This is a genomic window from Allobosea sp. FG18, assembly GCF_057809495.1.
In genome coordinates this window covers 39,010-63,166 of record NZ_JBMDKB010000016.1, presented here as the reverse complement: position 1 = coordinate 63,166, position 24,157 = coordinate 39,010, and the positions used below count along the sequence as shown (strand labels likewise).

Here is a 24,157-nt window from a genome sequence, read left to right as displayed (position 1 = left end):
ACGTGTCTCGACCCGAGGCGAAGACCGTCCTCACGGCGGACGGCATCCATAAGAGCTATGGCGACTTCCCGGTTCTCAAGGGCGTCAGCCTGGCAGCCCGGGAGCGCGACGTCATCTGCATGATCGGGGCGAGCGGCTCGGGCAAGAGCACCTTCCTGCGCTGTATCAACCTCCTTGAAACGCCCGAAGCCGGCTCGATACACTTCGAGGGCGAACAGCTGAACCTCGGGCGCCGCGGCAATGGCACTGCGGCTCTGGACGCCCGCCAGATCAACCGCATCCGCAGCCGGATGGGCATGGTGTTCCAGAGCTTCAACCTCTGGAGCCACCTGACCGTCCTCGACAATGTCACGATCGCGCCGATCAAGGTGCTGGGCGTGCCCAAGGCGGAGGCAAAGGAGCGGGCCGAGGCCCTGCTCGCCAAGGTCGGCCTGTTCGACAAGCGCTTCCATTACCCCGCCCATATCTCCGGCGGCCAGCAGCAGCGCTGCGCCATTGCGCGTGCGCTCGCCATGGAGCCCAAGCTCCTGCTCTTCGACGAGCCGACCTCCGCCCTCGATCCCGAGCTGGTCGGCGAGGTGCTGGGCGTCATGCGCCAGCTCGCCGAGGAGGGGCGCACCATGATCGTCGTGACCCACGAGATGGGCTTCGCCCGCGAGGTCTCGAACGAGGTGCTCTTCCTTCACGAAGGGAAGATCGAAGAGCGTGACACGCCGGAAAACATCTTCGGCAATCCAACGTCCGAGCGGTGCAGGCGCTTCCTGCAGCGGGCTCTGTGAGGAGAAGAACCATGAAGAAGACAGCACTCACCCTGCTGACTGGCGCAGCGCTGCTGCTGGCCGGCTCCGCCTTCGCCCGCGAGGTCAAGGTCGGTACCGAATGCACCAACCCGCCCTTCAACTTTCGTACGGCGGGCGGAGAGCTGACCGGTTTCGACGTCGACCTCGCCCGCGAGATCGGCAAGCGCGCGGGCTTCGAGCTGCAATTCGTCTGCCAGGCATTCGAGGGGCTGATACCGGCCCTCTCGGCCCGCAAGTTCGATCTCATCCTCGCCAGCCTTTCGATCACGGAAGCGCGCCAGAAGAGCATCGATTTCAGTGTTCCCTATCGCGCCTCGACCGGCCGCTTCGTCGGCCCGAAGGGTTCCAAGCTGGAGCCCGTGACCGCGGATGGGAAGCCCAATCCCAAGGCGCTCGACGGCAAGGTCGTCGGCATGATCCGCGCCAGCACCTATGACCGCTACTTCACCGAGCAGTTCCCCGGCGTGCAGATCTCGCGTTACGAGAATTACGAGACCTTGCTGCTCGACCTCATCTCGGGCCGGGTCGACCTGATCATGGCCGGGCCGATCAAGATGGAAGGCTTCTTCGAGGACAAGCAGGGCAAGGACTTCGCCTTTGTCGGCCCCGAGCTGGAGAGCATCAAGTATTTCGGGCCGGGCGTCGGCGTCGGGCTGCGCAAGAACGAGCCGGAGCTGCTGGCCAAGGTCGACGAAGCGCTGAAGGGCATGTTCGCCGACGGCACCTTCAAGGCGATCAATCGAAAATACTGGAAGTTCACGGTCATGCCGAGCGTCTGGGCCGACTGAGCCACCCCGGCGGCAAGAGCATGATCCGATGCCGCAGGTGCCGGCCATGTCCGGCACCACCCTCCCCCTGACGGGAACGCAATATGACGGCAGACCTCTTTCAGGGTTGGGGCACCCAGCTCTTCTGGGGAACGATGGTCACGCTCAAGGTCGCGTTCCTGGCCTTGGCGGCGGGGCTCGTGATCGGGCTCCTGGTCGCGCTCGCCAAGCTCTCTTCGTCGCGGTTTCTGCGCGCGGCGGGCGATCTCTACACCACCTGCATTCGCGGCACGCCGGAGCTGCTGATCATCCTGCTCGTCTATTTCGGCAGCACCGTCGCCTTGTCGGCCGCGCTGCGCTGGATCGGCGGGCCGAACACCTCTTTCGAGATGCCGGCGCTCGGCGCAGGCGTGCTGGCGCTGAGCCTGGTCTTCGGCGGTTACGCGGCCGAGATCTTCCGCGGCGCCTTCCTCGCCATCCCGCCCGGCCAGATCGAGGCGGCCAGGGCTTTCGGCATGTCGCCGCTGACCCTGTTCGTCCATATCCGCCTGCCGCTGATGTGGCGCTACGCCCTGCCGGCGCTCGGCAACATCTGGATCTCGCTGATCAAGAACACCTCCCTGATCTCGGTGGTCGGCCTCGAGGAGCTGATGCGCGTCAGCTACATCGCGACCTCGGTGACGCGCAGCCCGTTCCACTTCTACATGCTCGCGGCGCTCATCTATCTCCTGCTGACGATCGCCAATTCCCTCATCATCGAATGGCTGGAAACCCGCGCGAACCGCGGCGTCCGGAGGGTCTGATCATGGACCTCTCGCTCATGATCGAGAGCCTCCCGCGTCTGCTGCAAGGCGCGGTCCTCACCCTCAAGCTCCTGCTGCTGACGGAGGTCATCGGCTTCGTCTGCGCGCTGCCGCTCGGCATCCTCTACGCCAATGGCAGCCGCGCCGCCCGCGCGCCGATCTACGGCTTCGTCTATTTCTTCCGCGGCACGCCGCTGCTGGTGCAGATCTTCATTGTCTATTACGGCCTCGCCCAGTTCGAGTTCGTGCGCCAGAGCTTTCTCTGGCCCTGGCTGCGTCAACCCTTCGTCTGCGCCCTGCTCGCCTGCGCGCTGCATTCGACCGCCTATACGACCAACATCCTGCGCGGCGCGATCCAGGCCGTGCCCGCCGGCGAGGTCGAGGCCGCACGTGCCTGCGGCATGTCGGCCTTCCAGGTCCAGCGCTTCATCGTGCTGCCGATCGCGCTCCGGCTCATGCTTCCCGCCTACAGCAACCAGGCGATCGGCATGCTGAAGGGCACCTCGCTCGCCAGCACGATCACGCTGATGGAGCTGACCGGCGTCGCCAACACCATCGTCGCCAGCACCTTCCAGCCCTACGAACTCTTCATCATGGCGGCACTGATCTACCTCGCGATCACCCTCGTGATCACGCGCTGCTTCAAATACCTCGAATACGCGCTCAGCAAGCACCAGCGCCCGCTCAAGAGCACAGCCGCGATATCCGTACAGGTCCGTCATGCCGACTAGCGACATCAGGAACTTCATCGCCTTCGCCCAGGGGTTGGCGGAAGCGAGCGGCACGATCATCCGCGACGCTGCCCGTCAGAACAACGCCTTCGTCTCCAAGGGCGACGACAGCCCGGTCACCGAGATCGACCGCGGCGTCGAGACGGAACTGCGCCGCCGCATCGGCGAGGCCTTCCCGGAACACGGCATCCACGGCGAGGAATTCGGCGCGCAGGCGACGGATGCCGAATATGTCTGGGTGCTCGACCCGATCGACGGCACCAAGGCTTTCGTCGCCGGCATCCCGGTCTTCGGCACGCTGATCGCGCTCACCCGCAAGGGCGTGCCCGTCCTCGGCGTCATCGACCAGCCGATGACGCGCGAGCGCTGGATCGGCGCCGACGGCTACCCGACCACCCTCAACGACATCCGCGTCGCCACCTCCGGCCGCAGACTCCTCCCGGAAGCCGTCCTGTCGACCAGCAATATCGAGCTCTACGATCCGCAGACCCTGCCGGTCTTCCAGGCGCTGCGCGCGTCGGTGCATTGGTGCGTCTATGGCGGGAGCTGCTATTCCTACGGACGGCTAGCCTCGGGCGGGATCGACATCGCGATCGACCGCTTCACCACCCCGCATGACGTCCTCGCCCATGTCCCGGTCATCGCCAATGCCGGCGGTGTCATCACCGACTGGAGCGGCGCGCCGCTGACGCTGCATTCGAGCGGGCACTGCCTCGCCGCAGCCAATCCCGACCTGCACCAGGCGGCGCTGCGCGCGATCGCCGCCCCGCGAGCCGGGATCATGCCGGCGGCATGAGCCGCCCGACCAGTGCACTCAACCCAGCCAGGTTAGCCGTCATGACCACCAAGTCCCGGACCCGCAGCGAGATCGTCGAGGCCATGAAGGAGGCCGCTCGGATCGGCGGCGCCTCGCTCGCCGAGAATTTCGCGCGTCTCTCGGCCCTACCCATCCTGGAAAAGGGCCCGTCCGACTTCGTCTCCGCCGCCGACATCGAATCCGAGCGCCTGATCGTCGCCCATCTCAACCGGGAGCTGCCCGAGGTCGCGGTACTCGGCGAGGAAGGCGCGGCCTCTCCCGACGCCGGCAGCGGGCTCAGGATCATCATCGACCCGCTCGACGGGACCAACAATTTCCTGCACGGCATCCCGCAATTCTCGGCCTCGCTCGCCCTGATGGAAGGCGACGAGGTGACGGCCGGCGTGACCTTCAATCCCCTGAGCGGCGAGATGTTCTGGGCCGTGGCCGGAGAGGGCGCCTATCTCGGTAATCGAAGACTGAACGGCTCCAGTCGCAAATCCCTCGCCCACGCGGTCGTCGGAACCTGCTTTCCCTATAACGGCAAGGGCGACACCGAGAAGGCCGCCCGCGAGATGGCGGCGATCATGCCGCGCGTCTCCGGCATCCGCAGCCCGGGTTCGGCGGCGCTGGAGATCGCCTATGTCGCGGAAGGTCGCTTCGACGGCTTCTGGACCTCCGGCGCCAAGCTCGACCTCTGGGACCTCGCCGCCGGCGTGATCATCGCGCGGGAGGCCGGCTGCCTGGCGACCGAGATCGATGGCGAGGGCGACCCCCTCCAATGCCGCAGCCTCGTCGTCGCGCCCCGGCAATTCCACGGGCAGTTCATCGATATTTTCCGCTCGACCCGTGCGACAGGCGCACTGAACAGAGCCGCTCTTGCCTAGCATCGCGCCCGATGTCCGGACGTGGGAGGGGATGGCGCACTAGCGTTGAGGCACCGACGGCCGGGTAGCGCGACGAACACCCACGGAAGCCCACGGCCCGGGCGAGGGCCCTGCTGGATCGCCGAGCCGTTGCCGCCGAGGGCGAACTGACCGGCATCAACAAACGCCGGCACGAAAGGCGCTACCGGTGAACATCCGCTGACATCCAACGCCGACTTCCGGGTGAGCGCGAATGTTGTTCAACAGCTGGACGTTCTGGTTATTCTTCGCCGTCGTGCTCCCCGTCTACTGGCTTCTGCCGTTTCGTGCCCAGACGTTTTTCATCCTTGGAGCCAGCTACTTCTTCTACGGATGGTGGGACTGGCGCTTCCTGCCCCTGATCGCCTTCTCGACGGTGATGGATTTCTACCTTGGCTTGCTCGTGGCTTCGGCGCCGTCGGACAAGGTCAAGCGGCGATACGTCTGGCTCTCGGTCGCCACGAACCTCGCGCTGCTGGGCTTCTTCAAATACTATAATTTCTTCACCGCCGAGGTCGTGGCGGCGCTCAACGCAGTGGGCCTCGACGTCTCGCCGCCGCTCATCCAGGTGATCCTGCCGGTCGGGCTCTCGTTCTACACCTTCCAGAGCATGAGCTACGTCTTCGACATCGCCCGCGGCGTCACCAAGCCGGCGACGAGCTTTTGGAACTTCGCGCTCTATGTGTCCTTTTTCCCCCACCTGGTCGCCGGCCCCATCATGCGCTCCGGCGCCAAAGGCCAGGACCCGCTCGGCAGAGGCCTCCTAAAGCAGCTCGAGATCCCCCGGGTCCGGCGCTCCGACGATTTCGTGGTCGGCTTGTACTACATTCTGATCGGTCTCTTTAAGAAGGTCGTGATCGGCGACAACCTCGCGCTGGTAGTGAACTCCATCTTCGGTCGCGATCCGTCCCAGCTCACCGGGGTCGAATGCCTGATCGGCGTGTACGCGTTCGCCTGGCAAATCTACGCGGACTTCTCGGGGTACAGCTCCATCGCACAGGGCATCGCCCGGTGGCTGGGCATCGACCTGATGGACAACTTCAAGTCGCCCTATTTCGCCATTTCGCCGAGCGACTTCTGGCGGCGCTGGCACATCAGCCTGTCGACATGGCTGCGCGACTACCTGTACGTCGCCCTCGGCGGCAATCGCGGGACCGGATACATGGTCATCCGCAACCTCATGATCACGATGCTCCTGGGCGGCATCTGGCACGGGGCCAACTGGACCTTCGTGTTCTGGGGCCTCTATCATGGCGTGCTGCTGTGCCTGTACCGGATCGCGGGGTGGGAGAAGGAGCGGCCTCTGAGCGCCTTCGCGCGCGGCTGGCGCATCGTGCTGATGTTCCACCTGGTCTGCTTCGGTTGGCTGCTGTTCCGGGCCGAGAGCATGCGGCAAGTCGGAACCTTCCTGCACCTGATGGCCACGGACTGGCGCGTGACGCCGGACGCCGTGTCCATGCTGCTCCTGATCGCCTTCTACGCCCTTCCGCTCTACCTGTTCGAGTACTGGACCGGCGTCCGAGCGAAGAATTCCCTCGCCCTGCTACGCAGCGCGTGGCCTGCCCGCGCGGCCGTCTACTCGTACGCCGTGTTGATGCTGATCTTCTTCCAATCGCCGAACAGTCACGAGTTCGTCTATTTCCAGTTCTGACGATCGAGGGGGGACGCCCGTGCTTCGAAGCGCTTTCGGCGGTGGATCCGACTGGAAGGTCCTCTCCTCCGTGCTGGCGATCCTTCTCGCCGGCGAACTCGGCCTGTACCTGGCCGAGCCCCGCCTGTCGCTCGACGTCCAGCACATCAGGAGCATTCCCACCATCGTGCGGAACTTCGAGGCGGCGCCGGGACCCGGCGTTCTCTTCCTTGGAAACTCGCTGACCCGGGCCGGAATCCGGCCCGACGTGGTCGAGGGCGCGTGGCCGCCCCACCGCCTGCCCCAGGCGAAGTTCGCCCTCGTCTACCCCGACGACACGAGACTGCTGGACTGGTTCTACGTGTATCGGCGCTTCGTCGAGCCGGCTCGATCCCTGCCGCGCGTCATCGTCATCTGCTTCGCCCAGAGCCAGCTCGCGGACGGCCAGCCCCTGCAGCCCGAGCGCCTCGGCAGTCAGTTCGCCGGGTTCCCCCTCCTCTCGGAGGCCTTCTCCGACGACGTCCTCTCCGCGAGCGACCGGATCAGCTACCTGCTCGGTGCGACTTCGAGGGTGTGGGCCAACAGGGAGCGGGTGCAGACGCGCGTGCTCGCGCTCATTCCCGGCTACGAGGCGCTGGCGCAGACGTTGAACGAGGCCGCGAGCGTGCGCCAGCGTGCCTCCGGGAACGGCCGGCCCGACACCTACACCCGGCTGGCGCGCTTCATCGAGAGGGCCGGGAAGGACGGCGTCGGCGTCGTCTTCGTCGCGACCCCCCTGCCCAGGCGCTTCCCGTTGCCCGACGACCTTCGAAGAACGATCCGCGACGGCGGTGCCGAACTGCTCGACCTGCAGGGAACGGAGCCCGCCGATCCGCGCGACTTCCCGGACGGCTACCACTTGTCCCCGACGGCGGCCGAGCGGTTCTCCGAGTCCCTCGGCGTCGCACTGGCGGCGAACGCCTACTTTCGGACGGCCCTCCTGGGAAGGCGCCCGGCGGACCATTCGAGGTCGGCCGCAGGCCGATCCGACCTGGCGGCAGTGGCGCACTGAGCGAAACCCCAGCGGCTCGCCGCGCCGGGGCGACGGGTCCCCGATTTAGTCTCGTTTGAGGGTTCGCCGAAACTCGATGGGCGCGACGCCGGTCCAGCGCCTGAAGTCGCCGTTAAGCTGAGTGAAGTGGCGAACGGCCATTTCGGCCTCGATGACCGTCTGCGGGCGTGGCTTTCGGCCGCCAGCCATGCCACTGCCTTCCTTCCATGCCGCCAGCGCCTTCGACAACGTCGGCCCGCGCTTCGCTTCCCCAGCCGCCAGATCGACACCCGGTGCGAAGAGGCAAGGCAGGACGTGTTCGACTACATCGAGATGTTCTACAACCCAAAGCGCAAGCACGTCAGGAACGGGATGCTGTCACCCGTCGAGTTCGAACGGCAGCACGAGATGTAACCCGACGGCGTCTACGAAACTCGGGGCTATTCAGACATAAGCCTCGGCTATGTCCTCCGGCACGCGGAAGTTCAGATACCAAGCCCCCCGCTTGTTACGACGCATAGCTTCACGGACGTGCGTTTCCCGCGCATGTGTGTTGCAGGTTGACGCGTCGATAGTGCTGATATCTGAGGAAGTTGCAGCAAATCAAGGATTTGCGCGGAGAGCTGGCGTCCCGGAAGGGATTCGAACCCCTGACCTACGGTTTAGGAAACCGTTGCTCTATCCTGCTGAGCTACCGGGACGCACGAAACTCCGTGTAGCATAATCACGATGCGGGTGAAGTCCCTTCTTGCCATCGTCATGTTCGCCGCCTTCGCGACAACTCCGGCGCGGGCAGCGCCCGGCTGCGCGCCCGACGCCGATGCGGCCGCGACGGTGCAACTGACCGGGCTCGACCCAGCCGGAGACCCGCTTCTGGACGATGGCCGGAGATTGCGCCTCATCGGCATCGCGCCACGCCAGAATGCCGAGGAGACGGCGCGCTTCGATGCGGGCCTGCGCGGCTTCCTCGGCCGACCGCTCGGCCTGTCCGTCCTCGGCGAGCCCGATCGCTGGGGCCGCCTGCCCGCACGGCTGTCCGTGCCGTCGGCGTCGGCGCCTGGGCCGGCACAGGACCTCGCGCAACTGCTGCTGCGGCAGGGAGCGGCCCTGCCCATGCCGGAACCTGGCTTGTCCCCGTGCGAAACGCCGCAGACGGCCCCCGTTCAGAAAACGGTAACATCTGGGACGCAAGTTTCGCCGCTGACGGCGGTCGATGGCCATGATCTCGCCGCGGTAAAGGCGCAGGAGGGTCGTTACGTCATGCTGGAAGGCCGGATCGCCTCGGTCGGCGAGCGCTCCCAGCGGACCTATCTGAACTTCTCCCGCCGCCCGAAGGAGGCTGCCTCGATCGTCCTGTCGCGCAGCCTCTGGCGCGAACTCAAGAGCGCCGGCTGGACCGCGAGCGATCTCGGCGGTAAACGGCTGCGCGCCTATGGTGTCCTGTCCGGGCGCGACGGCCTCCTGCTGGAGGTCGCATCCCGGGCCGCGCTGGAACTGATCGACTGAGGACATGCAGCAGCCCCCGCGAGCATCGCTTTCGCGACTTTCGAAGCAGCTGGCAGCCATCGTGCTGCCCGGTCTGCTGCTCGTTGGCTGCCTTGGCGACCAGAGCCCGCTGCTGCCGGCGAGTTCCACCTCCGAAAACGAGATCGCGCCGCGCATCAGCACGGTCCAGCGCGCCTCCGACCAGGAGCACCAGCGCCTGCTCGCGGCCTTCGGCGGCGAGTATCGCGCGCCGCGCGCCCGCGCTGCCCTCGACGAGGTCGTCCAGCGCCTCGCCAAGGCCGGCGAGGGCCAGATCGGCCATTACGAGATCACCATCCTGAATTCGCCGGTGGTCAACGCCTTCGCCCTGCCCAATGGCCGACTCTATGTCACGCGCGGCCTGCTGGCATTAGCCAACGACACCTCCGAGATCGCCTCCGTGCTGGCGCATGAGATCGCCCATGTCACCGCGCAACACGCCGTCGAGCGCGCCGAGAAGGAAGCGGAATCGGCGTTGGTGAATCAGGTCGTCTCGCAGGTCCTGAAGGACCCCACGCGTGGCGCGGCTATCAGCGCCGGCTCGAAGCTCTCGCTCGCCAAGTTCTCGCGCCAGCAGGAACTGACCGCCGACCAGATCAGCGTCCGCAACATTTCCCGCGCCGGCTACGATCCCTATGGCGCCGGCCGCTTCCTCGCCACGCTCGGCCGCAACACCGCCTTCCGCAGCAGCGGCCAGAACCAGAGCGCCGACGACAAGCGGCTCGACATCCTCTCCAGCCACCCGCAGACGCCCGAGCGCATCGCCGCCGTCACCGCCGCGGCCCGCCAGATCGGCGCGCCCGGCATCGGCGAGCGCGACGCCAATCGCTGGCTCGCTGCGATCGAGGGCCTGGCCTATGGCGACGATCCACGCGACGGCGTGGTCCGGGGCCGGCGCTATCTCAACAGTGCGCTGCGCATCGGCTTCAGCGCGCCGGACGGCTTCAGCCTGGAGGCCGCCCAGGACATGGTCATCGGCGTCAGCGCCAATGGCACGCAGGCGCTGCGCTTCGATTCCGTCACGCTGAAGAGCGGCCAGACGCTGGAATCCTATGTCGCCGCCGGCTGGATCGAGGGCGTCGAGACCACTGGCATCGAGAAAATCGAGGTCGCCGGCCAGCCCGCCGTCCGCGCCCATGGCCGCGGCACCGACTGGACCTTCCGGCTCGCCGCCGTGCAGATCGGCGACCGGGTCTATCGCTTCATTCTGGCCGCACGTGGCGGCAGCGACCCGGAACGGCAGATGCGCGGCATCATCGACAGCTTCCGGGTGATGACGCCTGCGGAAGCGCAATCCATCCGCCCGATGCAGATCCGGCTGGTCGCAGCGGAAGCCGGCGACACGATCGCAAGCATGGCCGAGCGGATGCCCGAGCAGGATCGGCCTGGCGAGCTGTTTCAACTTCTCAACGGGCTCGACCGCAATGCCGCTCTGACGCCCGGCCAGCGCTACAAGGTCGTCGCCGAGTAGCCTTCACCTTCACAAGGCCGCGAGTCGTTTCCCACCCCCCTCCTGCATCGCGCGGCGGACGCTATGCTCGGCGCAAGGCCATGATCAGGGAGGCAAGAATGGCGCTCGATCGCCGGATCGTCGAACTCTACGACGAATATACGCATAAGCCGCTCGACCGCCGCGTCTTCATGAACCGGCTGCTCGCCATCGCCGGCACCGCGGCGGCGGCCGAAGCCGCACTTGCCCTGCTGGAACCCAATTACGCGCATGCGCAGCAGGTGGCACCGGACGATGCCCGCATTACCGCCAGCCGGTTCGGCCAGACCGTCGATGGCGTGGCCTTGAAGGGCTATCTCGTCACGCCCAAGGCTGAGGCGAAGCGCGGCGGTGTCCTCGTCATCCACGAGAACCGCGGCCTCAACCCCCATATCGAAGACATCACCCGCCGCATGGCGCTGGAGGGCTTCACCGCGCTCGGCCTCGATTTCCTGACCCCTCTCGGCGGCACGCCGACCGCCCCCGACGCCGCCCGCGCGCTCTTCCCGCAGCTTCCCGCCGAAGCGGTCATCGCCCAGGGCCGCACCGCGCTCAAATACCTGGCCTCGCGCCCGGATGCGACCGGACGAACCGGTGCAGTCGGCTTCTGCTGGGGCGGCGGCGCGGTCAACGACCTCGCCGTCTCGGTGCCCGAGCTATCGGCCGGCGTCGTCTTCTACGGTCGCTCGCCCGATCTCGCCAAGGTGCCACAGATCAAGGCCCGTCTCCTGATCCAGCAGGCCTCGCGCGACACCCGCCTCGTTCAGATGCTGCCGGATTACGAGAAGGCGCTGAAGACAGCCAATATCCAGTACGAGGCCATCGTCTATCCCGATGTCGACCATGCTTTCATGAACGACACCAGCGCCGAGCGCTACAATGCCGCGACGGCTAAGCAGGCCTGGGCGCGGACGGTTGCGTTCCTCAAGGCTGAAACGGGGACAGCGTAGCGCCCTTTGGCTCAGCCTCAACCCAACAAAAAACCCGGCGGTCGCCCGCCGGGTTTTTCGTCGATAATAAGTAGAACGCCGCTCAGGCGGCTTCTTCCGCCAGATCGTCGTTGTCGCCTTCCATCTCGGCTTCGGCTTCCGCCTCGGCCTTGCTGGCGCGGCGCGGAGACTTGGCGAGCTGGGCCTCGATCTTCTTGAGCGCCTCGGTCTCGGTGACGTCGTCGACCACGGCGATCTCGCGGGTCATGCGGTCGAGGGCAGCCTCATAGAGCTGGCGCTCGGAATAGGACTGCTCGGGCTGGGCCTCGGAACGGTAGAGGTCGCGCACCACTTCGGCGATGGCGACGAGATCGCCGGAATTGATCTTCGCTTCGTATTCCTGCGCGCGACGCGACCACATGGTGCGCTTGACGCGGGCGCGGCCGGTGAGCGTGGTCAGTGCCTTGGAGACGGATTCCGCATCGGCGAGCTTACGCAGGCCGACGCTGGCGGCCTTGGCGGTCGGAACACGCAGCGTCATCTTGTCCTTGGCGAAGCTGACGACGAACAGTTCCAGCTTGAACCCTGCGACTTCCTGCTCTTCGATCGCCGTGATCTGACCCACGCCATGGGAGGGATAGACGACGTATTCGCCCGTCTTGAAACCCTGGCGCACAACAGCTTTCTTCGCAGTGGACATGCCGTTACGACTCCTGACCGGCCCGCTCGACGCGAGCACGTGATGATCTGGCCTCCGGCCGGCTGGCAGGAGACTTCCGCCTGATGCGACGCTTTGAAAACGCACCGCTTCACGCTCCCTAGTCGATTGTTTCATTGGGCCCTGCCGAGAACGACCACCTAGGCCCGGCGCCGAAGCCGGCTCTCTCAGCGTTCGTGATCTTTGGGGGCGCCCCGATTGCTGGAATCTCGCAGGGGCATGCGGAACGACTTCGACTGGGGCTAGCTTGTAGCACAAAAATCACGCCGAATCAAAGGTAAACGCCGGACGGCGCTCCCCTGCGGCAGCATGGCGAGGTCGTGGTGAGTGCAGCGCGGGCGGCGAAAAGCGCCTGGTTCAGTCGCCTTCGCCCGGTTCGGGCGAGAGCATTTCGAGCTTGCCGGGGACGCCGTCAAACGCCTTGGCGTCCGCCGGCGGGTCCTTCTTCTGGGTGATGTTGGGCCAGCTCGCCGCAAACTTGCCGTTGAGCTGCAGCCAGCTTTCAAGGCCCGGCTCCGTGTCCGGCTTGATCGCCTCGGCCGGGCATTCCGGCTCGCAGACGCCGCAATCGATGCACTCGTCGGGATGGATGACGAGCATGTTCTCGCCTTCATAGAAGCAGTCGACCGGGCAAACTTCGACGCAATCCATGTACTTGCACTTGATGCAATTCTCGGTGACCACATAGGTCATGGGTCGGCCCTTCCAACGCTTCTAAACAGCCCCATAAACCCTTGCCCGGCGCAGGTTTCAAGGTCGTTTTCGTGATCTCTTGCAGAACGATTTGTCATTCGGGAGGCGCCGCGGAGAAGATTTCATTCCCCGGCCCACTTTCAGCATCTGCCGGCTGACAGGGCGCGGATTTAATCCTCGTCCCCCGGCTCCGCAAGCGACGCATCGCCGCTGCCGCCGTCGAGCCGCTCGTAAAGCTGCTGGGCCACCGCGAAGGAGCCACGCCGTTCGGCGAAGCCGAGGACCTGAACCACGACGGTCGCGTGCGGCAGAGCAAGCGTCAGCACGGCCCCGATCCGAATTCCCTGCGCCGGGTTGTCGCATCGACGCCCTGCGATGCGGACATGGCCATCCTCCACCAGACGCACGGCCGCCGGGCGGTTGCGGGCGAAGCGCGCGAACCAGAGCCATTTGTCAAGGCGCTGACGATCCTCCTGCAAGCCGCCCGCGCCTCCCTAGTCAGAGTGGGCCGAGGCAGCCGACTTGATGCGGAACCGCCTCGTCATCCCGGGCTTGCCCCGGGATCCATTGGAGAGCGCCGAGCCCTCCGATGGTTTCCGGATCGTCGCCGCCATCGCGGCTTGTCCGGAATGACGACGCGCGGTCACCGAAGCTTGCCTCAGTTCTTGCTGCCTTCGAGCTGGGCCTTGAGGGCCGCGAGCTTGGCGAAGGGCGAATCCGGGTCCGGCTCGCGATTGGCCGGGCGCGGACGCGGCGTCTGCTGGAAGCGCTCGGCCCCGCCCCGCTCCTCGCGACGCGGACCACCGGGGCGGCCGTCGCGCTTGAAATCGGGACGCGGACCGCGATTGCCCTCGGGACGGTCCTGCCGCTGCGGGCGGTCGTCGCGACGCGGACGGTCGTCCTGGCGCGGACGCGTATCCTGGCGCTGCGCCGGAGCCCCCTCGCCCGCGGCAGCGGCCGGACGGTTGTCGGGCCGCCCGTCACGGCGCGGGCCACCGGGGCGGCCCTCGCGCTGCGGCCGGTCGCCGCCACGGCGCTCGCCACCTTCGCGGCGCTCACCGCCCTCACGACGGCCACGCGGATTGCCCTGCTCCGGCCGGCGTCCGCCCTGATGGCGATGCGGTCGCCAGATCTCGATCAGCTCAGGCTCGGCCGGCGCAGCTTCAGCGGCAGGAGCTTCGTCGGCAACGGCTTCGGCAGAAGCCGTCTCCTCGGCCGCTGCAGCCGGAAGCGCGGCCATCGCGTCGGCCGGCACCGGCTCGCGCGCTGCGCCCAGTTCCGTCTCGGTCAGGATCGGAGCATCGGCGGCCTCGACGGCAGGCGTCTGGCCCTCAGTCGAACCATCCGCGTTCAGCTCGGTCGCCGGCTCGCTCGCGCCGTCGGTCTCTGCGGTCGCCTCGGCGACTTCGCCCGAAGCCGCAGTCTCTTCCGCTTCACCGGCCACAACAGGCTTCGCCGGCTCGGTCGCCGCCGGAGGCGGCGCCAGTGGCACGGTGATCGCCGGCCCCGGGCGCTTGACCGAAACATAGCCGAGCGAACGCAGGATCGAGGCGAAGTCCTCGCCCGCGCAGCCGACGAGCGAGGTCATAGCACCGGTCGCGACGAAGCCGTCCTGATCGGCGGCGCCAGCCGGCGGCGTGCCCTGTGTGACGCCAGGGCGATACGCGATCGCCGGGCGGATGAGGTCCGCAAGGCGTTCGAGGATGTCGACGCGCACGGCCCGCTCGCCGCAGACGCGGTAGCCGGCAGCGCGGTACAGGCCCTTCGGCACGGCCTTGTCGACCGGGAACGAGGTCCGGCCCGAGGCCGCGAGATGGGCGATGTCGTCGAGCCCGGCCGTCTCCGGCCCGCCATGCTTCAGCGCCCAGAGCTGGGCGGCGAGCGCGCGCGGCGCAGGCTTCAGCAGCGCCGGCATATAGATGTGGAAAGCGCCGAAACGGATGCCGAGCTGGCGCAGCGCCGCGCGGCCTTCCTGATCGAGCGTCTTCATCTCCTCGCCGACCTTGGAACGCTCGAGCACGCCGAGCGCCTCGGCCGCCTGATAGGCGATGCCCCGCGCGATGCCGGTGACGTTCTCGGCTGCTTCCAGGATCTGCACGGCGCCGAGCAGGCGGGTGATGTGGTTCTTCAGCCAGAGATTGAGGCGGGCCTCGACCTGTTCGCGCGCGGGACCGCCGAGATGCTCTTCCACCAGCAGGCGCAGCCGCGGCTCCAGAACCTTCTCGCCGGCGGTAAGACGCGCCACCGGCTCGCCGGTCCAGCGGATCAGCCCGTCATGCGACAGCACGAAGGCATCGTCGCCCGCCAGCACGACGCGCGCCGCCCTAGCCTCGATCTCGGAGCCCAGCGCCTTCATCGCCGCCAGGTTCAGGGCCTTGACCTCGGAACCGCCGGCCTTTGGATCCGCCGTGAAGCGGAAGCCCTGCAGCATCCCCACATGCTGGCCCTCGACGAGCACGTCGCCCGTCGCGGTGACCTCAGCCTCCAACATCGCATTCTCCCGCAAGCGGCGCATCAACACGCTGGTGCGCCGATCGACAAATCTGTGAGCCAGCCGCTCGTGCAGAGCGTCCGACAGCTTGTCCTCTACAAGACGCGCCATGCCCTGCCAATGCTCTGGATCAGGTAACCAGTCAGGACGATTGGCGACATAGGTCCAAGTCCGGACCTGCGCGATCCGTGCCGAGAGCGTGTCGATCTCGCCATCGGTGCGGTCGAGCGCGGCGAGTTGCGCGGCATACCAGTCGGCATCGAGCCGGCCGTGGCGCATCAGCCTGAGATACAGCGTCGTCGCGAGATCGGCGTGCTGCATCGGCGATATCTTGCGATAATCCGGCAGCCCGCAGACCTCCCAGAGCCGCTCGACCGCCGCGCGGCCCTGCGCCAGCTTCGCGATATCCGGGTCCCGCGCCAGCACTTCCAGCGTCGTCATGTCCTCGGCGATCAGCGCCCGCGTCAGCCCCTGCTCGGACGGCTGGATGTTCAAAGTGTCCAGAAGGCCGCCGACCGAGCGCAAATCGAGATCGGAATTGCGCCACTGCATCTGGCGGATCGGCTCGAAGCGATGATTCTCGATCGCGTCGACGAGTTCGGCATCGAAAGGCGGGCAGCGCCCGCTGGTGCCGAAGGTGCCGTCGCGCAGATGGCGGCCGGCGCGCCCGGCGATCTGGCCGAACTCGGCCGGGTTGAGCCTGCGATAATGGTGTCCGTCGAATTTCCTGTCCGCCGCGAAGGCGATGTGATTGACGTCGAGGTTGAGCCCCATGCCGATTGCGTCGGTCGCGACGAGATAATCGACATCGCCGGACTGGTAGAGTTCGACCTGGGCATTGCGGGTCCGGGGCGAAAGCGCCCCTAGCACCACGGCCGCCCCGCCCTTCTGCCGGCGGATCAGCTCGGCGATCGCATAGACCTCCTCGACCGAGAAGGCGACGATGGCCGAGCGTGGCGCCAGGCGCGTGATCTTGCGGTCGCCGGCGAAGGTGAGCTGCGACAGGCGCGGGCGCGTCACGACATTCACGCCCGGCATGAGCTGCTCGATCAGCGGGCGCATCGTCGCGGCGCCGATCAGCATGGTCTCGGCCCGGCCGCGCCGGTTGAGCAGGCGGTCGGTGAAGACATGGCCGCGGTCGAGATCGGCGGCAAGCTGGATCTCGTCGATGGCGACGAAATCGACCGCGAGATCGCGCGGCATCGCCTCGACCGTGCAGATCCAGAAGCGCGGCCGCTCGGGCTTGATCTTCTCCTCGCCGGTAACGAGCGCGACGGACTGCGCACCGACCTTGTCGACGACGCGCTGGTAGACCTCGCGCGCGAGCAGGCGGAGCGGCAGGCCGATCATCCCGGTGGGATGGGCGACCATGCGCTCGATGGCGAGATGGGTCTTGCCGGTATTGGTCGGGCCCAGCACGGCCGTGACGCTATTGGCGCGGGCGGCGGGCGGCAGCGAACGAAAAGGAAGCAAGGCGAAGGAGCCGATCTTCTCGCCCGCCCATGCGGGCGGGAGCGTGGACGGAGCTTATGCAAGTCTCAAACAGAGACTCGATAAGAACGAGTCTGGAACGAAGCGGGGCCGAATCGCTGACTCCGACAGAATCGAGTTTTGTTCCCTTTTCGGAGTCTAGCCCCTGGCAGCGTGGGCCCTGTCGTCATCGCGCCCTCCCGGATTGGCGTGGCGAGGCAGCGTTCAACGCCGCCCGACAGGAACCTATTTAAGCCTTTTTACCCCGGAGACGAGAGGCAAGACAGGTTTCGGGGCTGCGCCGCTGCTTCAATGATGGGCGTGGTCGCACTGCCCGTGATCGGCGAGCGCCTCGATGATCGCGCAATCGCAGGCCGCGACGCCGCCCGAGCAGGTGGTCGCGATCCGCTCCAGTTCCTTCTCCAGCGAGCGTAGTTTCGCAATCTTGTCGCGGACCTCGTCGAGATGGGCGACCGAGATCGCATGCGCCTCGTCGCAGGCCATGCCCGGCGTGTCGGATAGCTTCAGCAACGTGCGGATATTCTCGACCGCGAAGCCGAGATCGCGCGCGTGCTTGATGAAGGCGAGCCGTTCGGCATGGCGCCGGCCATAACGGCGCTGGTTGCCCTCGGAGCGTTCCGGCGGCGGCAGCAAGCCGACCTGCTCGTAATAGCGGATGGTCTCGACCTTGACCCCGGTGCGATCCGCCAGCGCACCGATCGGCATCACGCGTTCGAGCTTGCCGGCAACGGTCATGGCAGCACCTCTAAAGCTATAGTCTCTACAGCTTTAGATAGCGCGCTGCTGCCGGGTTGCAAGCCCGATCAGGCGACGCCCATCGCCAACAGGTCGTGGACATGGACGAGCCCGGCCGGGCGCCCCTCGCCATCGACCACGATCAGCGCGGTGATCCGGCTGCGGTTGACCAGCTCCAGCGCTTCGACCGCCAACGTATCGAGTCCGATTCGGCGCGGATTCGCCGTCATGATATCGCGTGCCCTGAGCGAGGCGCCCCCGCCCATCGCCGTCTTGCGGCGCAGGTCGCCATCGGTGACCACGCCGGCAAGCTTGCCGTCCAGATCCATCACCACGGCGCAGCCAAAACCCTTGTCGGAGATCATCGCGATAACGTCCGGCAGCAGCGTGTCCAGACCGATCAACGGCAGGTCGGTGCCGCGATGCATGATGCTCTCGACCGTCTTGAGCTGCGCCCCGAGCTTGCCGCCGGGGTGGTAGACGAAGAAATCCTGCCGCGAGAAGCCGCGCGCCTCCAGCAAGGCCACCGCCAGCGCATCGCCGAGCGCCATCTGCATCGTCGTCGAGGTCGTCGGCGCGAGCCCGTTCGGACAGGCCTCCGTCGCCTTGGGCAGGACGAGCGCGATATCCGCCTCCTTGCCGAGCGTGCTCTCGGCATTGGCGGTGATAGCGATCAGCCCGACGCGGAAGCGGCGAGTATAACCGACGAGAGCGGCAAGCTCGACCGCCTCGCCCGACCAGGACAGCGCGATCACCACATCCTCAGGCTGCACCATGCCGAGATCGCCATGGCTCGCCTCGGCCGGATGGACGAAATGCGCGGGCGTGCCGGTTGAGGCCAGCGTCGCCGTGAGCTTGCGCCCGACATGGCCGGACTTGCCCATGCCGGAGACGATCACGCGCCCGCTCGAGGCGCGGATCATGGCGATGGCGTCAGCGAACGGCCCGCCCAGACTGTCTGCCAGTGCGGCATGGAGCGCGTCGAGACCGGCGCGCTCGGTGGCGATGGTGCGAAGGGCGGAGTCGCGGATATCGGCTGTCATGGCCGGCGCTGTAGCACGGCGGAGCCAGTCATTTCCACCATCTGCCGACAGCCCCGGCGCGCGTTGACGGCTCCTTAACCCTGTTCGTTCTAACTCCGTTAACCATGCGCGCCATCCGCGCGCCCGTCATCTGGAGCCCTGCGACGCCCGTGTCCGGCCGCGCGACGACCCTGCTTCTGTCCGGCACGGCCTTGGCCGCGCTGGCACTCGCCTGCGCAACCGCGCAGGCGCAGCAGATGCCGCGCGCCAATCTCAGAACCGGCACGCCCACTTATGTCGCGCAGCAGCCGGCAACGCCCCAGCCCGCCCTCTCGCCGGCAACGGCCGAGCCGGAAGCCATCCGCGATCCCGCCGGACTGGTCCAACGGCAAGGCTCCGCCGTCTCGGGGCGGCAGCCGCCGCGCGCCAGCCAGCCCATTCAGGCGCCGGCACTGCGTGGTGTCACCCAGCGCCAGTTCCGGCCGCCGCAACCCGCTGTCACGGTGTTGCCCCCACCTCCGCCTCCGGCTCCGCCGCCCCGGCGTCGCGCCGCGAGCGAAGAAGATCCCTACGCCGCGCTCGGCATCCGCCTGGGCTCGATCACGCTACGACCTTCCGTCACCAATTCGGTCGGCTACGACACCAATCCGCAGCGCACATCGGCGCCGGGTACCAAGGGCTCGGGCTACAGCCGCCACGAGGGCGAGCTGGAGATCCAGTCCGACTGGAACGTCCACGAGCTCAAGGGCAAGCTGCGCGGCGGCTACATGGAATTCTTCCGTGCCAAGGATGCCTCGCGCCCCGATGCCGAGGGCAATCTCGACCTGCGGCTCGATGCGACGCGCGATACCCGCATCCTCCTGGAAACGCGGCTCAGGCTCGACACGCAGCGGCCGGGCTCGCCGGACTTGACAGCCGCAGTCACCGGCCGTCCGCAGATCTACCAATATGGCGGCTCGGCCGGCGTCACGCACGACTTCAACCGGCTGCAACTGACATTGCGCGGCTCGGTCGATCGCAGCGACTACGAGGATGCCCGCCTGTCGAATGGTGCGATGCTCTCGCAGAAGGATCGCAACCAGACGCAGTACGGCCTGCGCCTGCGTGCCGCCTACGAGGTCACGCCCGGCTTCAAGCCCTTCGTCCAGGCCGAAATCGACCAGCGCGAGTTCGACGAGAAGGCCGATTCCAGCGGCTATATGCGTTCCTCGAACGGTCTGACCGGCCGCATCGGCTCGACCTTCGAGATCAGCCGGCAGCTCACCGGCGAGGTCTCGGGTGGCTATCAGGATCGCAAATACGACGATAACCGCCTGAAGAACCTGCGCGGTTTCGTCGGCGATGCCGCGGTGTTGTGGTCGCCGACGCCGCTGACCACGGTGACGTTGCGCGGAGGCGCCGAGCTCGGTGACACCACGATCGCCGGCTCCTCCGGCACGACCGTACGGCGCGCCACGCTGGAAGTGGCGCATGCGCTGCGCCGCAACCTCACCGTCACCGGCTTCACCAATTTCAGCCGGACCGAATATGACGGCCAGGGCCTGCGCGAGGACTACACCAATGTCGGCGCGCGGCTCGAATACAAGCTGACCCGCACCTTCGCCGTGCGCGCGAGCTTCACCCACGAGCGCCTGAACTCGACCGCGCAGGGCTCGGACTACACCGCGAATGTCTCGCTGGTGGGTCTCAGGGTGCAGTTCTGATTTTCACCGCAACCTCGAGGTCATCCCGGGCGTAGCGCAGCGAAGACCCGGGATCCATGCCGGAACGGTTCAGGCATGGATCCCGGATCGGCGCCGCTATCGCGGCTTGTCCGGGATGACTCGCATAAAATGGAGACGGCAGCGGAGGCCTTGGCCCTCACTCCATCCCTTCGAGCTCGATGATCATGCCCTCGATCATCCGAAGCCCGATCTGCCAGAAGCCGGGGTCCTTCGCATCGAGCCCGAAGGGCGCCAGCAGCTCGCCATAAGGCTTGCTGCCGCCGGCCGAGAGCAGCGCGAAATAGCGCTCCTGGAAGCCCTCGGCGGCGTTCTGGTAGACGCCGTAGAGCGAGTTCACCAGGCAATCCCCGAAGGCATAAGCATAGACGTAGAACGGCGAATGGATGAAGTGCGGAATGTAGCACCAATAGGGCTCGTAACCGCTCGACAGCTGGATCGCCGGGCCTAGACTCTCTTCCTGCACGCTCATCCAGATCTGGCAGAGCGCTTCCGGCGTCAGCTCGCCTTCGCGGCGGGCTTCATGGACCTTGCGCTCGAAGGTGTAGAAGGCGATCTGGCGCACGACCGTGTTGATCATGTCCTCGACCTTGGCCGCCAGCATCGCCTTGCGCTGCTTCTTGTCGTTGGTCGAGTCGAGCAGCCTGCGGAAGGTCAGCATCTCCCCGAACACGCTCGCCGTCTCGGCCAGCGTCAGCGGCGTCGGCGCCATCAGGGCCCCGTTCGGCGCCGCCAGCACCTGATGCACGCCATGGCCGAGCTCATGCGCCAGCGTCATCACGTCGCGCGGCTTGCCCTGGTAGTTCAGCAGCACATAGGGATGCGCCGACGGCACGGTCGGATGCGCGAAGGCACCCGGCGCCTTGCCGGGGCGCGGCGGGGCGTCGATCCAGCGCTCGTCGAAGAAGCGCCGGGCGATATCCGCCATCTCCGGCGAGAAGGCGCCATAGGCGGAGAGTACGGTCTCGCGCGCCTCGGTCCAGGGAATCGTGCGCTGCTCGACCTGCGGCAGCGGCGCGTTGCGATCCCAGAAATCCAGCTCCTCGCGGCCGAACCACTTCGCCTTCAGGCGGTAGTAGCGATGCGACAGACGCGGATAGGCCTCGCGCACGGCGGCAACGAGAGCATCCACGACCTCACGCTCGACCCGATTGGCGAGATGCCGGGAATCCGCGACGTCCTCGAACTTCCGCCAGCGGTCGGAGATTTCCTTGTCCTTGGCGAGCGTGTTGGTGATCAGCGCGAAGATGCGCAGCTCCTTACGGAACACCGTGCTCAGCGCTTCCGCCGCCTTGCGGCGCACCTCGCCATCGCTGTCCTGCAGCTTGTTGAGCGTGAGCTCCAGCGTCAGCTCTTCGCCGTCGACGATGAAGCGCAGCGAGGCGATGGTCTCGTCGAAGAGCCGGTTCCAGGCGGCCGCGCCCGTCATCGACTTCTCGTGGAACAGCGCCTCGATCCGGTCGTCGAGCTGATGCGGCTTGTCCTTGGCTAGATCCTCCAGCCAGGGCTTCCAGTGCGAGAGCGGCGCTTGGCTCGCGACCTTCGCCAGCACCTCCGGCTCGATCCGGTTCAATTCCAGCTCGAAGAACAGCAATTCGGTGATGGCGGCGTTCAGCTTGTCCTGCGTGTCGCCGTAGAACTTGGCGCGCTGCGGGTCGGTGGTGTCGCCGGAATAGACCAGGCCGGCATAGGCGCCGATCCGGCCGAGTAGGTCGCTCAGGCCCTCATAGCTCTTCACCGCGGCGGCCAGTGTCGCGCTGCCATCGGGCGCGGCGGCGAGTTCGGAGAGCTTGCCGCGATAGCGGCCGGCCAACGCCTGCGCCTCGACGAGGCCGCGGTCGAGATCGCGCTTGAACTCAGGTGATTCGATGCCCGGATAAAGGTGGCTCAGGTCCCATTCCGGCAGATCGCCGGTCGCCTGCGCCGGTTTTGCCGCCCCCGCCTTCGTGGCGGAACGCAGGACGGTCTGATGAAAACCCATTCGCTCGATACCTTCGCGCACTGAAACGTGCCCTTCCATAAAGGCTGCGCTGCGGCTTGGCCATGGATTGCGAGCCACGGCCGTCATTGCGAGCGCAGCGAAGCAATCCAGGGGGGACTGGGTTGAACGGTGCAGCCCGGTCCCCCTGGATTGCTTCGTCGCTCCGCTCCTCGCAATGACGCCCAGTGCGGAACCGGACGCATCACATCCGCCATCGGCCCCGAGCTTAAACCCCCGCTTAACCCTTCTGGCCGACCATGCCCCAGAACGGAACAGGTGATTCCGCCTGTCGCCAAGATTTCTTTCATGCTGCACGGGCTTTCGAGGTGCCATGACCGACACCGTCCTCATCGTCGATGACGATCCCGTCCAGCGCCGCCTGCTCGACGCGATGCTGAAGCGCTTCGGCTACGATGTCGCGAGCGCCGACAACGGCGAGGCCGCGCTGACCCTGCTCGGCGTGCCGGAGGGCGAGCGTTTCAGCGCCATCGTCCTCGACCTCAACATGCCCGGCCTCGACGGCATGGGCGTGCTCGCAGCCTTGCGCGAGCGCGGCATCGAGATCCCCGTCATCGTCCAGACCGCCAATGGCTCGATCGAGACGGTCGTCTCCGCCATGCGGGCCGGCGCCGTCGATTTCGTGGTCAAGCCCGTCGGCGCCGAGCGCCTGCAGGTCTCACTGCGCAATGCCCTCAAGCTCGGCGCGCTCGAGCACGAACTGCGCCATATCAAGCGCCGTGCCTCGAACACGCTGGGCTTCCGCGATCTTGCGACCAAGAGCCCGGACATGGCACGCGTCGTCCGGTTGGCCGAGCGCGCCGCGAAATCGAACATCCCGATCCTGATCGAGGGCGAATCCGGCGTCGGCAAGGAGGTGCTGGCGCGCGCGATCCAGGGCTCCAGCGACCGCAAGGGCAAGCCCTTCGTCACCGTGAATTGCGGCGCGATCCCGCATAACCTCGTCGAGTCCATCCTGTTCGGCCATGAGAAGGGCGCCTTCACCGGCGCGACCGAGCGCCATCTCGGCAAATTCGTCGAGGCCAATGGCGGCACGCTCTTCCTCGACGAGGTCGGCGAATTGCCGCTCGATGCACAGGTCAAATTGCTGCGCGCCATCCAGGAGGGCGAAGTCGATCCTGTCGGCGGCAAGAAATCGGTGCGCGTCGACATCCGCCTGATCTCGGCCACCAACAAGAGCCTGCTCGACCAGGTGAAGCGCGGCGAATTCCGCGAGGACCTGTATTACCGCCTCAACGTCTTCCCGATCACGCTGCCGCCGCTGCGCCAGCGCCGCGAGGACATCGCCGACCTGGCGCGCGGCTTCCTCGCCCGCTTCGCCGCCGAGGAGGGCCGCAAGCTCACCGGACTCACAGCCGAGGCCGCCGCCCTGATCACCGGCTATGACTGGCCGGGCAATGTCCGCCAGCTCGAGAACGCCGTGTTCCGCGCCGTGGTCCTGGCCGACGGGCCGGAGCTCGACACCACCGAATTCCCGCAGATCGCCGCGCAGATGGACGGCTACGAGGTCCGCATTCCGCCGGCGCCTGCCCCGCTCGCCCGCTCCGAGGCGCATGGCGAACCGCCGCCGCGCATCATCCAGATGCCGGTACGCGATCCCAACGCCCTCGACCTCGTCGCCGGCTCCGACATGCGCAAGCTCGACGACCTCGAACGCGAGATCATCACCTTCGCGCTCGCGCATTACCGCGGCCACATGTCCGAGGTCTCGCGCAAGCTCGGCATCGGCCGCTCGACGCTCTACCGCAAGCTCAAGGATTACGGGCTGATCGAGAGCGAAGCGAACGGCGACGAAACCGACGCGGCCTGAGCCGCGACCAATCGAAATGGGGCGGTCTGTTGCACCGCCGCATCTTGTCTCAACCAACCGAGTCACGCAGGAA

20 protein-coding genes, 1 tRNA gene and 1 pseudogene are annotated in these 24,157 nt (G+C 66.8%); 14 read left to right on the top strand and 8 right to left on the bottom strand.

The annotated features are described in order from the left end of the window. The first annotated feature begins 2 nt into the window (after window positions 1-2). From ACODTJ_RS17950 to ACODTJ_RS17910, 9 genes and pseudogenes are all read left to right on the top strand, one after another. Window positions 3-779 (top strand): ABC transporter ATP-binding protein, encoded by a 777-nt coding sequence (locus ACODTJ_RS17950; protein WP_488849557.1) that lies wholly within the window; start codon window positions 3-5, stop codon window positions 777-779. A gap of 11 nt (window positions 780-790) precedes the next feature. Next, on the top strand, window positions 791-1,588 hold the full coding sequence (locus ACODTJ_RS17945; RefSeq protein ID WP_454655152.1) for a transporter substrate-binding domain-containing protein: 798 nt from the start codon (window positions 791-793) through the stop codon (window positions 1,586-1,588). Window positions 1,589-1,671: 83 nt separating this feature from the next. Then, window positions 1,672-2,370 carry an ABC transporter permease gene (locus tag ACODTJ_RS17940; RefSeq protein ID WP_454655150.1) on the top strand — a complete coding sequence of 233 codons (699 nt, stop codon included), beginning with the start codon at window positions 1,672-1,674 and terminating at the stop codon, window positions 2,368-2,370. Between the two features lie 2 nt (window positions 2,371-2,372). Further along, entirely contained in the window at window positions 2,373-3,101 is a 729-nt protein-coding gene (locus ACODTJ_RS17935) for an ABC transporter permease (RefSeq protein ID WP_454655148.1), read from the top strand. Next, window positions 3,091-3,897: an inositol monophosphatase family protein gene (locus ACODTJ_RS17930; RefSeq protein ID WP_454655146.1), complete on the top strand. Its 807-nt coding sequence runs from the start codon at window positions 3,091-3,093 to the stop codon at window positions 3,895-3,897. The genes ACODTJ_RS17935 and ACODTJ_RS17930 overlap by 11 nt, the downstream gene beginning before the upstream one ends. Before the next feature lie 41 nt (window positions 3,898-3,938). Further along, window positions 3,939-4,784: an inositol monophosphatase family protein gene (locus ACODTJ_RS17925; RefSeq protein WP_454655144.1), complete on the top strand. Its 846-nt coding sequence runs from the start codon at window positions 3,939-3,941 to the stop codon at window positions 4,782-4,784. A gap of 232 nt (window positions 4,785-5,016) precedes the next feature. Further along, the gene (locus ACODTJ_RS17920) at window positions 5,017-6,453 is read left to right on the top strand and encodes an MBOAT family O-acyltransferase (RefSeq protein ID WP_454655142.1); all 1,437 of its coding nucleotides are present in this window, start codon (window positions 5,017-5,019) and stop codon (window positions 6,451-6,453) included. 70 nt (window positions 6,454-6,523) lie between these two features. Continuing rightward, window positions 6,524-7,483: a hypothetical protein gene (locus ACODTJ_RS17915; RefSeq protein ID WP_454655140.1), complete on the top strand. Its 960-nt coding sequence runs from the start codon at window positions 6,524-6,526 to the stop codon at window positions 7,481-7,483. Window positions 7,484-7,759: 276 nt separating this feature from the next. Next, window positions 7,760-7,876, top strand: a pseudogene (locus ACODTJ_RS17910) (IS3 family transposase); the annotation flags it as partial. A gap of 210 nt (window positions 7,877-8,086) precedes the next feature. On the opposite strand, the gene ACODTJ_RS17905 reads toward ACODTJ_RS17910, so the two are convergent. Beyond that, window positions 8,087-8,163 (bottom strand) — tRNA-Arg (locus ACODTJ_RS17905). A 34-nt stretch (window positions 8,164-8,197) separates the two neighbouring features. On the opposite strand from ACODTJ_RS17905, the gene ACODTJ_RS17900 reads away from it, so the two are divergent. The 3 genes from ACODTJ_RS17900 (at window position 8,198) to ACODTJ_RS17890 (ending at window position 11,425) form a co-directional block, all read left to right on the top strand. Continuing rightward, a complete protein-coding gene (locus ACODTJ_RS17900; protein WP_454655062.1) occupies window positions 8,198-8,968 on the top strand; it encodes a hypothetical protein in 771 nt (256 codons plus the stop codon). 4 nt (window positions 8,969-8,972) lie between these two features. After that, window positions 8,973-10,457: a M48 family metalloprotease gene (locus tag ACODTJ_RS17895; RefSeq protein WP_454655061.1), complete on the top strand. Its 1,485-nt coding sequence runs from the start codon at window positions 8,973-8,975 to the stop codon at window positions 10,455-10,457. Between the two features lie 98 nt (window positions 10,458-10,555). Next, window positions 10,556-11,425, top strand: a complete 870-nt coding sequence (locus ACODTJ_RS17890; protein ID WP_454655059.1) for a dienelactone hydrolase family protein — start codon at window positions 10,556-10,558, stop codon at window positions 11,423-11,425. Window positions 11,426-11,507: 82 nt separating this feature from the next. Here ACODTJ_RS17890 and ACODTJ_RS17885 read toward each other — a convergent pair whose 3' ends face one another. The 6 genes from ACODTJ_RS17885 to ACODTJ_RS17860 all read right to left on the bottom strand — a co-directional run bounded on the left by ACODTJ_RS17885 (window position 11,508) and on the right by ACODTJ_RS17860 (window position 18,575). Further along, the gene (locus tag ACODTJ_RS17885) at window positions 11,508-12,104 is read right to left on the bottom strand and encodes a CarD family transcriptional regulator (RefSeq protein WP_454655058.1); all 597 of its coding nucleotides are present in this window, start codon (window positions 12,102-12,104) and stop codon (window positions 11,508-11,510) included. Window positions 12,105-12,479: 375 nt separating this feature from the next. Then, window positions 12,480-12,815 (bottom strand): ferredoxin FdxA, encoded by a 336-nt coding sequence (gene fdxA, locus ACODTJ_RS17880; protein WP_291653498.1) that lies wholly within the window; start codon window positions 12,813-12,815, stop codon window positions 12,480-12,482. A gap of 170 nt (window positions 12,816-12,985) precedes the next feature. Continuing rightward, a complete protein-coding gene (locus tag ACODTJ_RS17875) occupies window positions 12,986-13,294 on the bottom strand; it encodes an RNA-binding S4 domain-containing protein (protein WP_454655057.1) in 309 nt (102 codons plus the stop codon). 179 nt (window positions 13,295-13,473) lie between these two features. Then, a complete protein-coding gene (locus tag ACODTJ_RS17870; protein ID WP_454655056.1) occupies window positions 13,474-16,779 on the bottom strand; it encodes a helicase-related protein in 3,306 nt (1,101 codons plus the stop codon). Window positions 16,780-17,085: 306 nt separating this feature from the next. Continuing rightward, on the bottom strand, window positions 17,086-17,505 hold the full coding sequence (locus ACODTJ_RS17865; RefSeq protein ID WP_091860771.1) for a MerR family transcriptional regulator: 420 nt from the start codon (window positions 17,503-17,505) through the stop codon (window positions 17,086-17,088). Between the two features lie 95 nt (window positions 17,506-17,600). Next, complete coding sequence (locus ACODTJ_RS17860; protein ID WP_454655054.1) at window positions 17,601-18,575, bottom strand: KpsF/GutQ family sugar-phosphate isomerase; 975 nt, start codon at window positions 18,573-18,575, stop codon at window positions 17,601-17,603. Window positions 18,576-18,679: 104 nt separating this feature from the next. Here ACODTJ_RS17860 and ACODTJ_RS17855 point away from each other — a divergent pair, with 104 nt between their 5' ends. After that, the gene (locus tag ACODTJ_RS17855) at window positions 18,680-20,257 is read left to right on the top strand and encodes an outer membrane beta-barrel protein (RefSeq protein ID WP_488849556.1); all 1,578 of its coding nucleotides are present in this window, start codon (window positions 18,680-18,682) and stop codon (window positions 20,255-20,257) included. 157 nt (window positions 20,258-20,414) lie between these two features. Here ACODTJ_RS17855 and ACODTJ_RS17850 read toward each other — a convergent pair whose 3' ends face one another. Next, a complete protein-coding gene (locus ACODTJ_RS17850) occupies window positions 20,415-22,256 on the bottom strand; it encodes a M3 family oligoendopeptidase (RefSeq protein ID WP_454655051.1) in 1,842 nt (613 codons plus the stop codon). A gap of 331 nt (window positions 22,257-22,587) precedes the next feature. Between ACODTJ_RS17850 and ACODTJ_RS17845 the strand changes: the two genes are divergently transcribed. Continuing rightward, window positions 22,588-24,084 carry a sigma-54-dependent transcriptional regulator gene (locus tag ACODTJ_RS17845; protein WP_454655050.1) on the top strand — a complete coding sequence of 499 codons (1,497 nt, stop codon included), beginning with the start codon at window positions 22,588-22,590 and terminating at the stop codon, window positions 24,082-24,084. Window positions 24,085-24,157 lie beyond the last annotated feature (73 nt).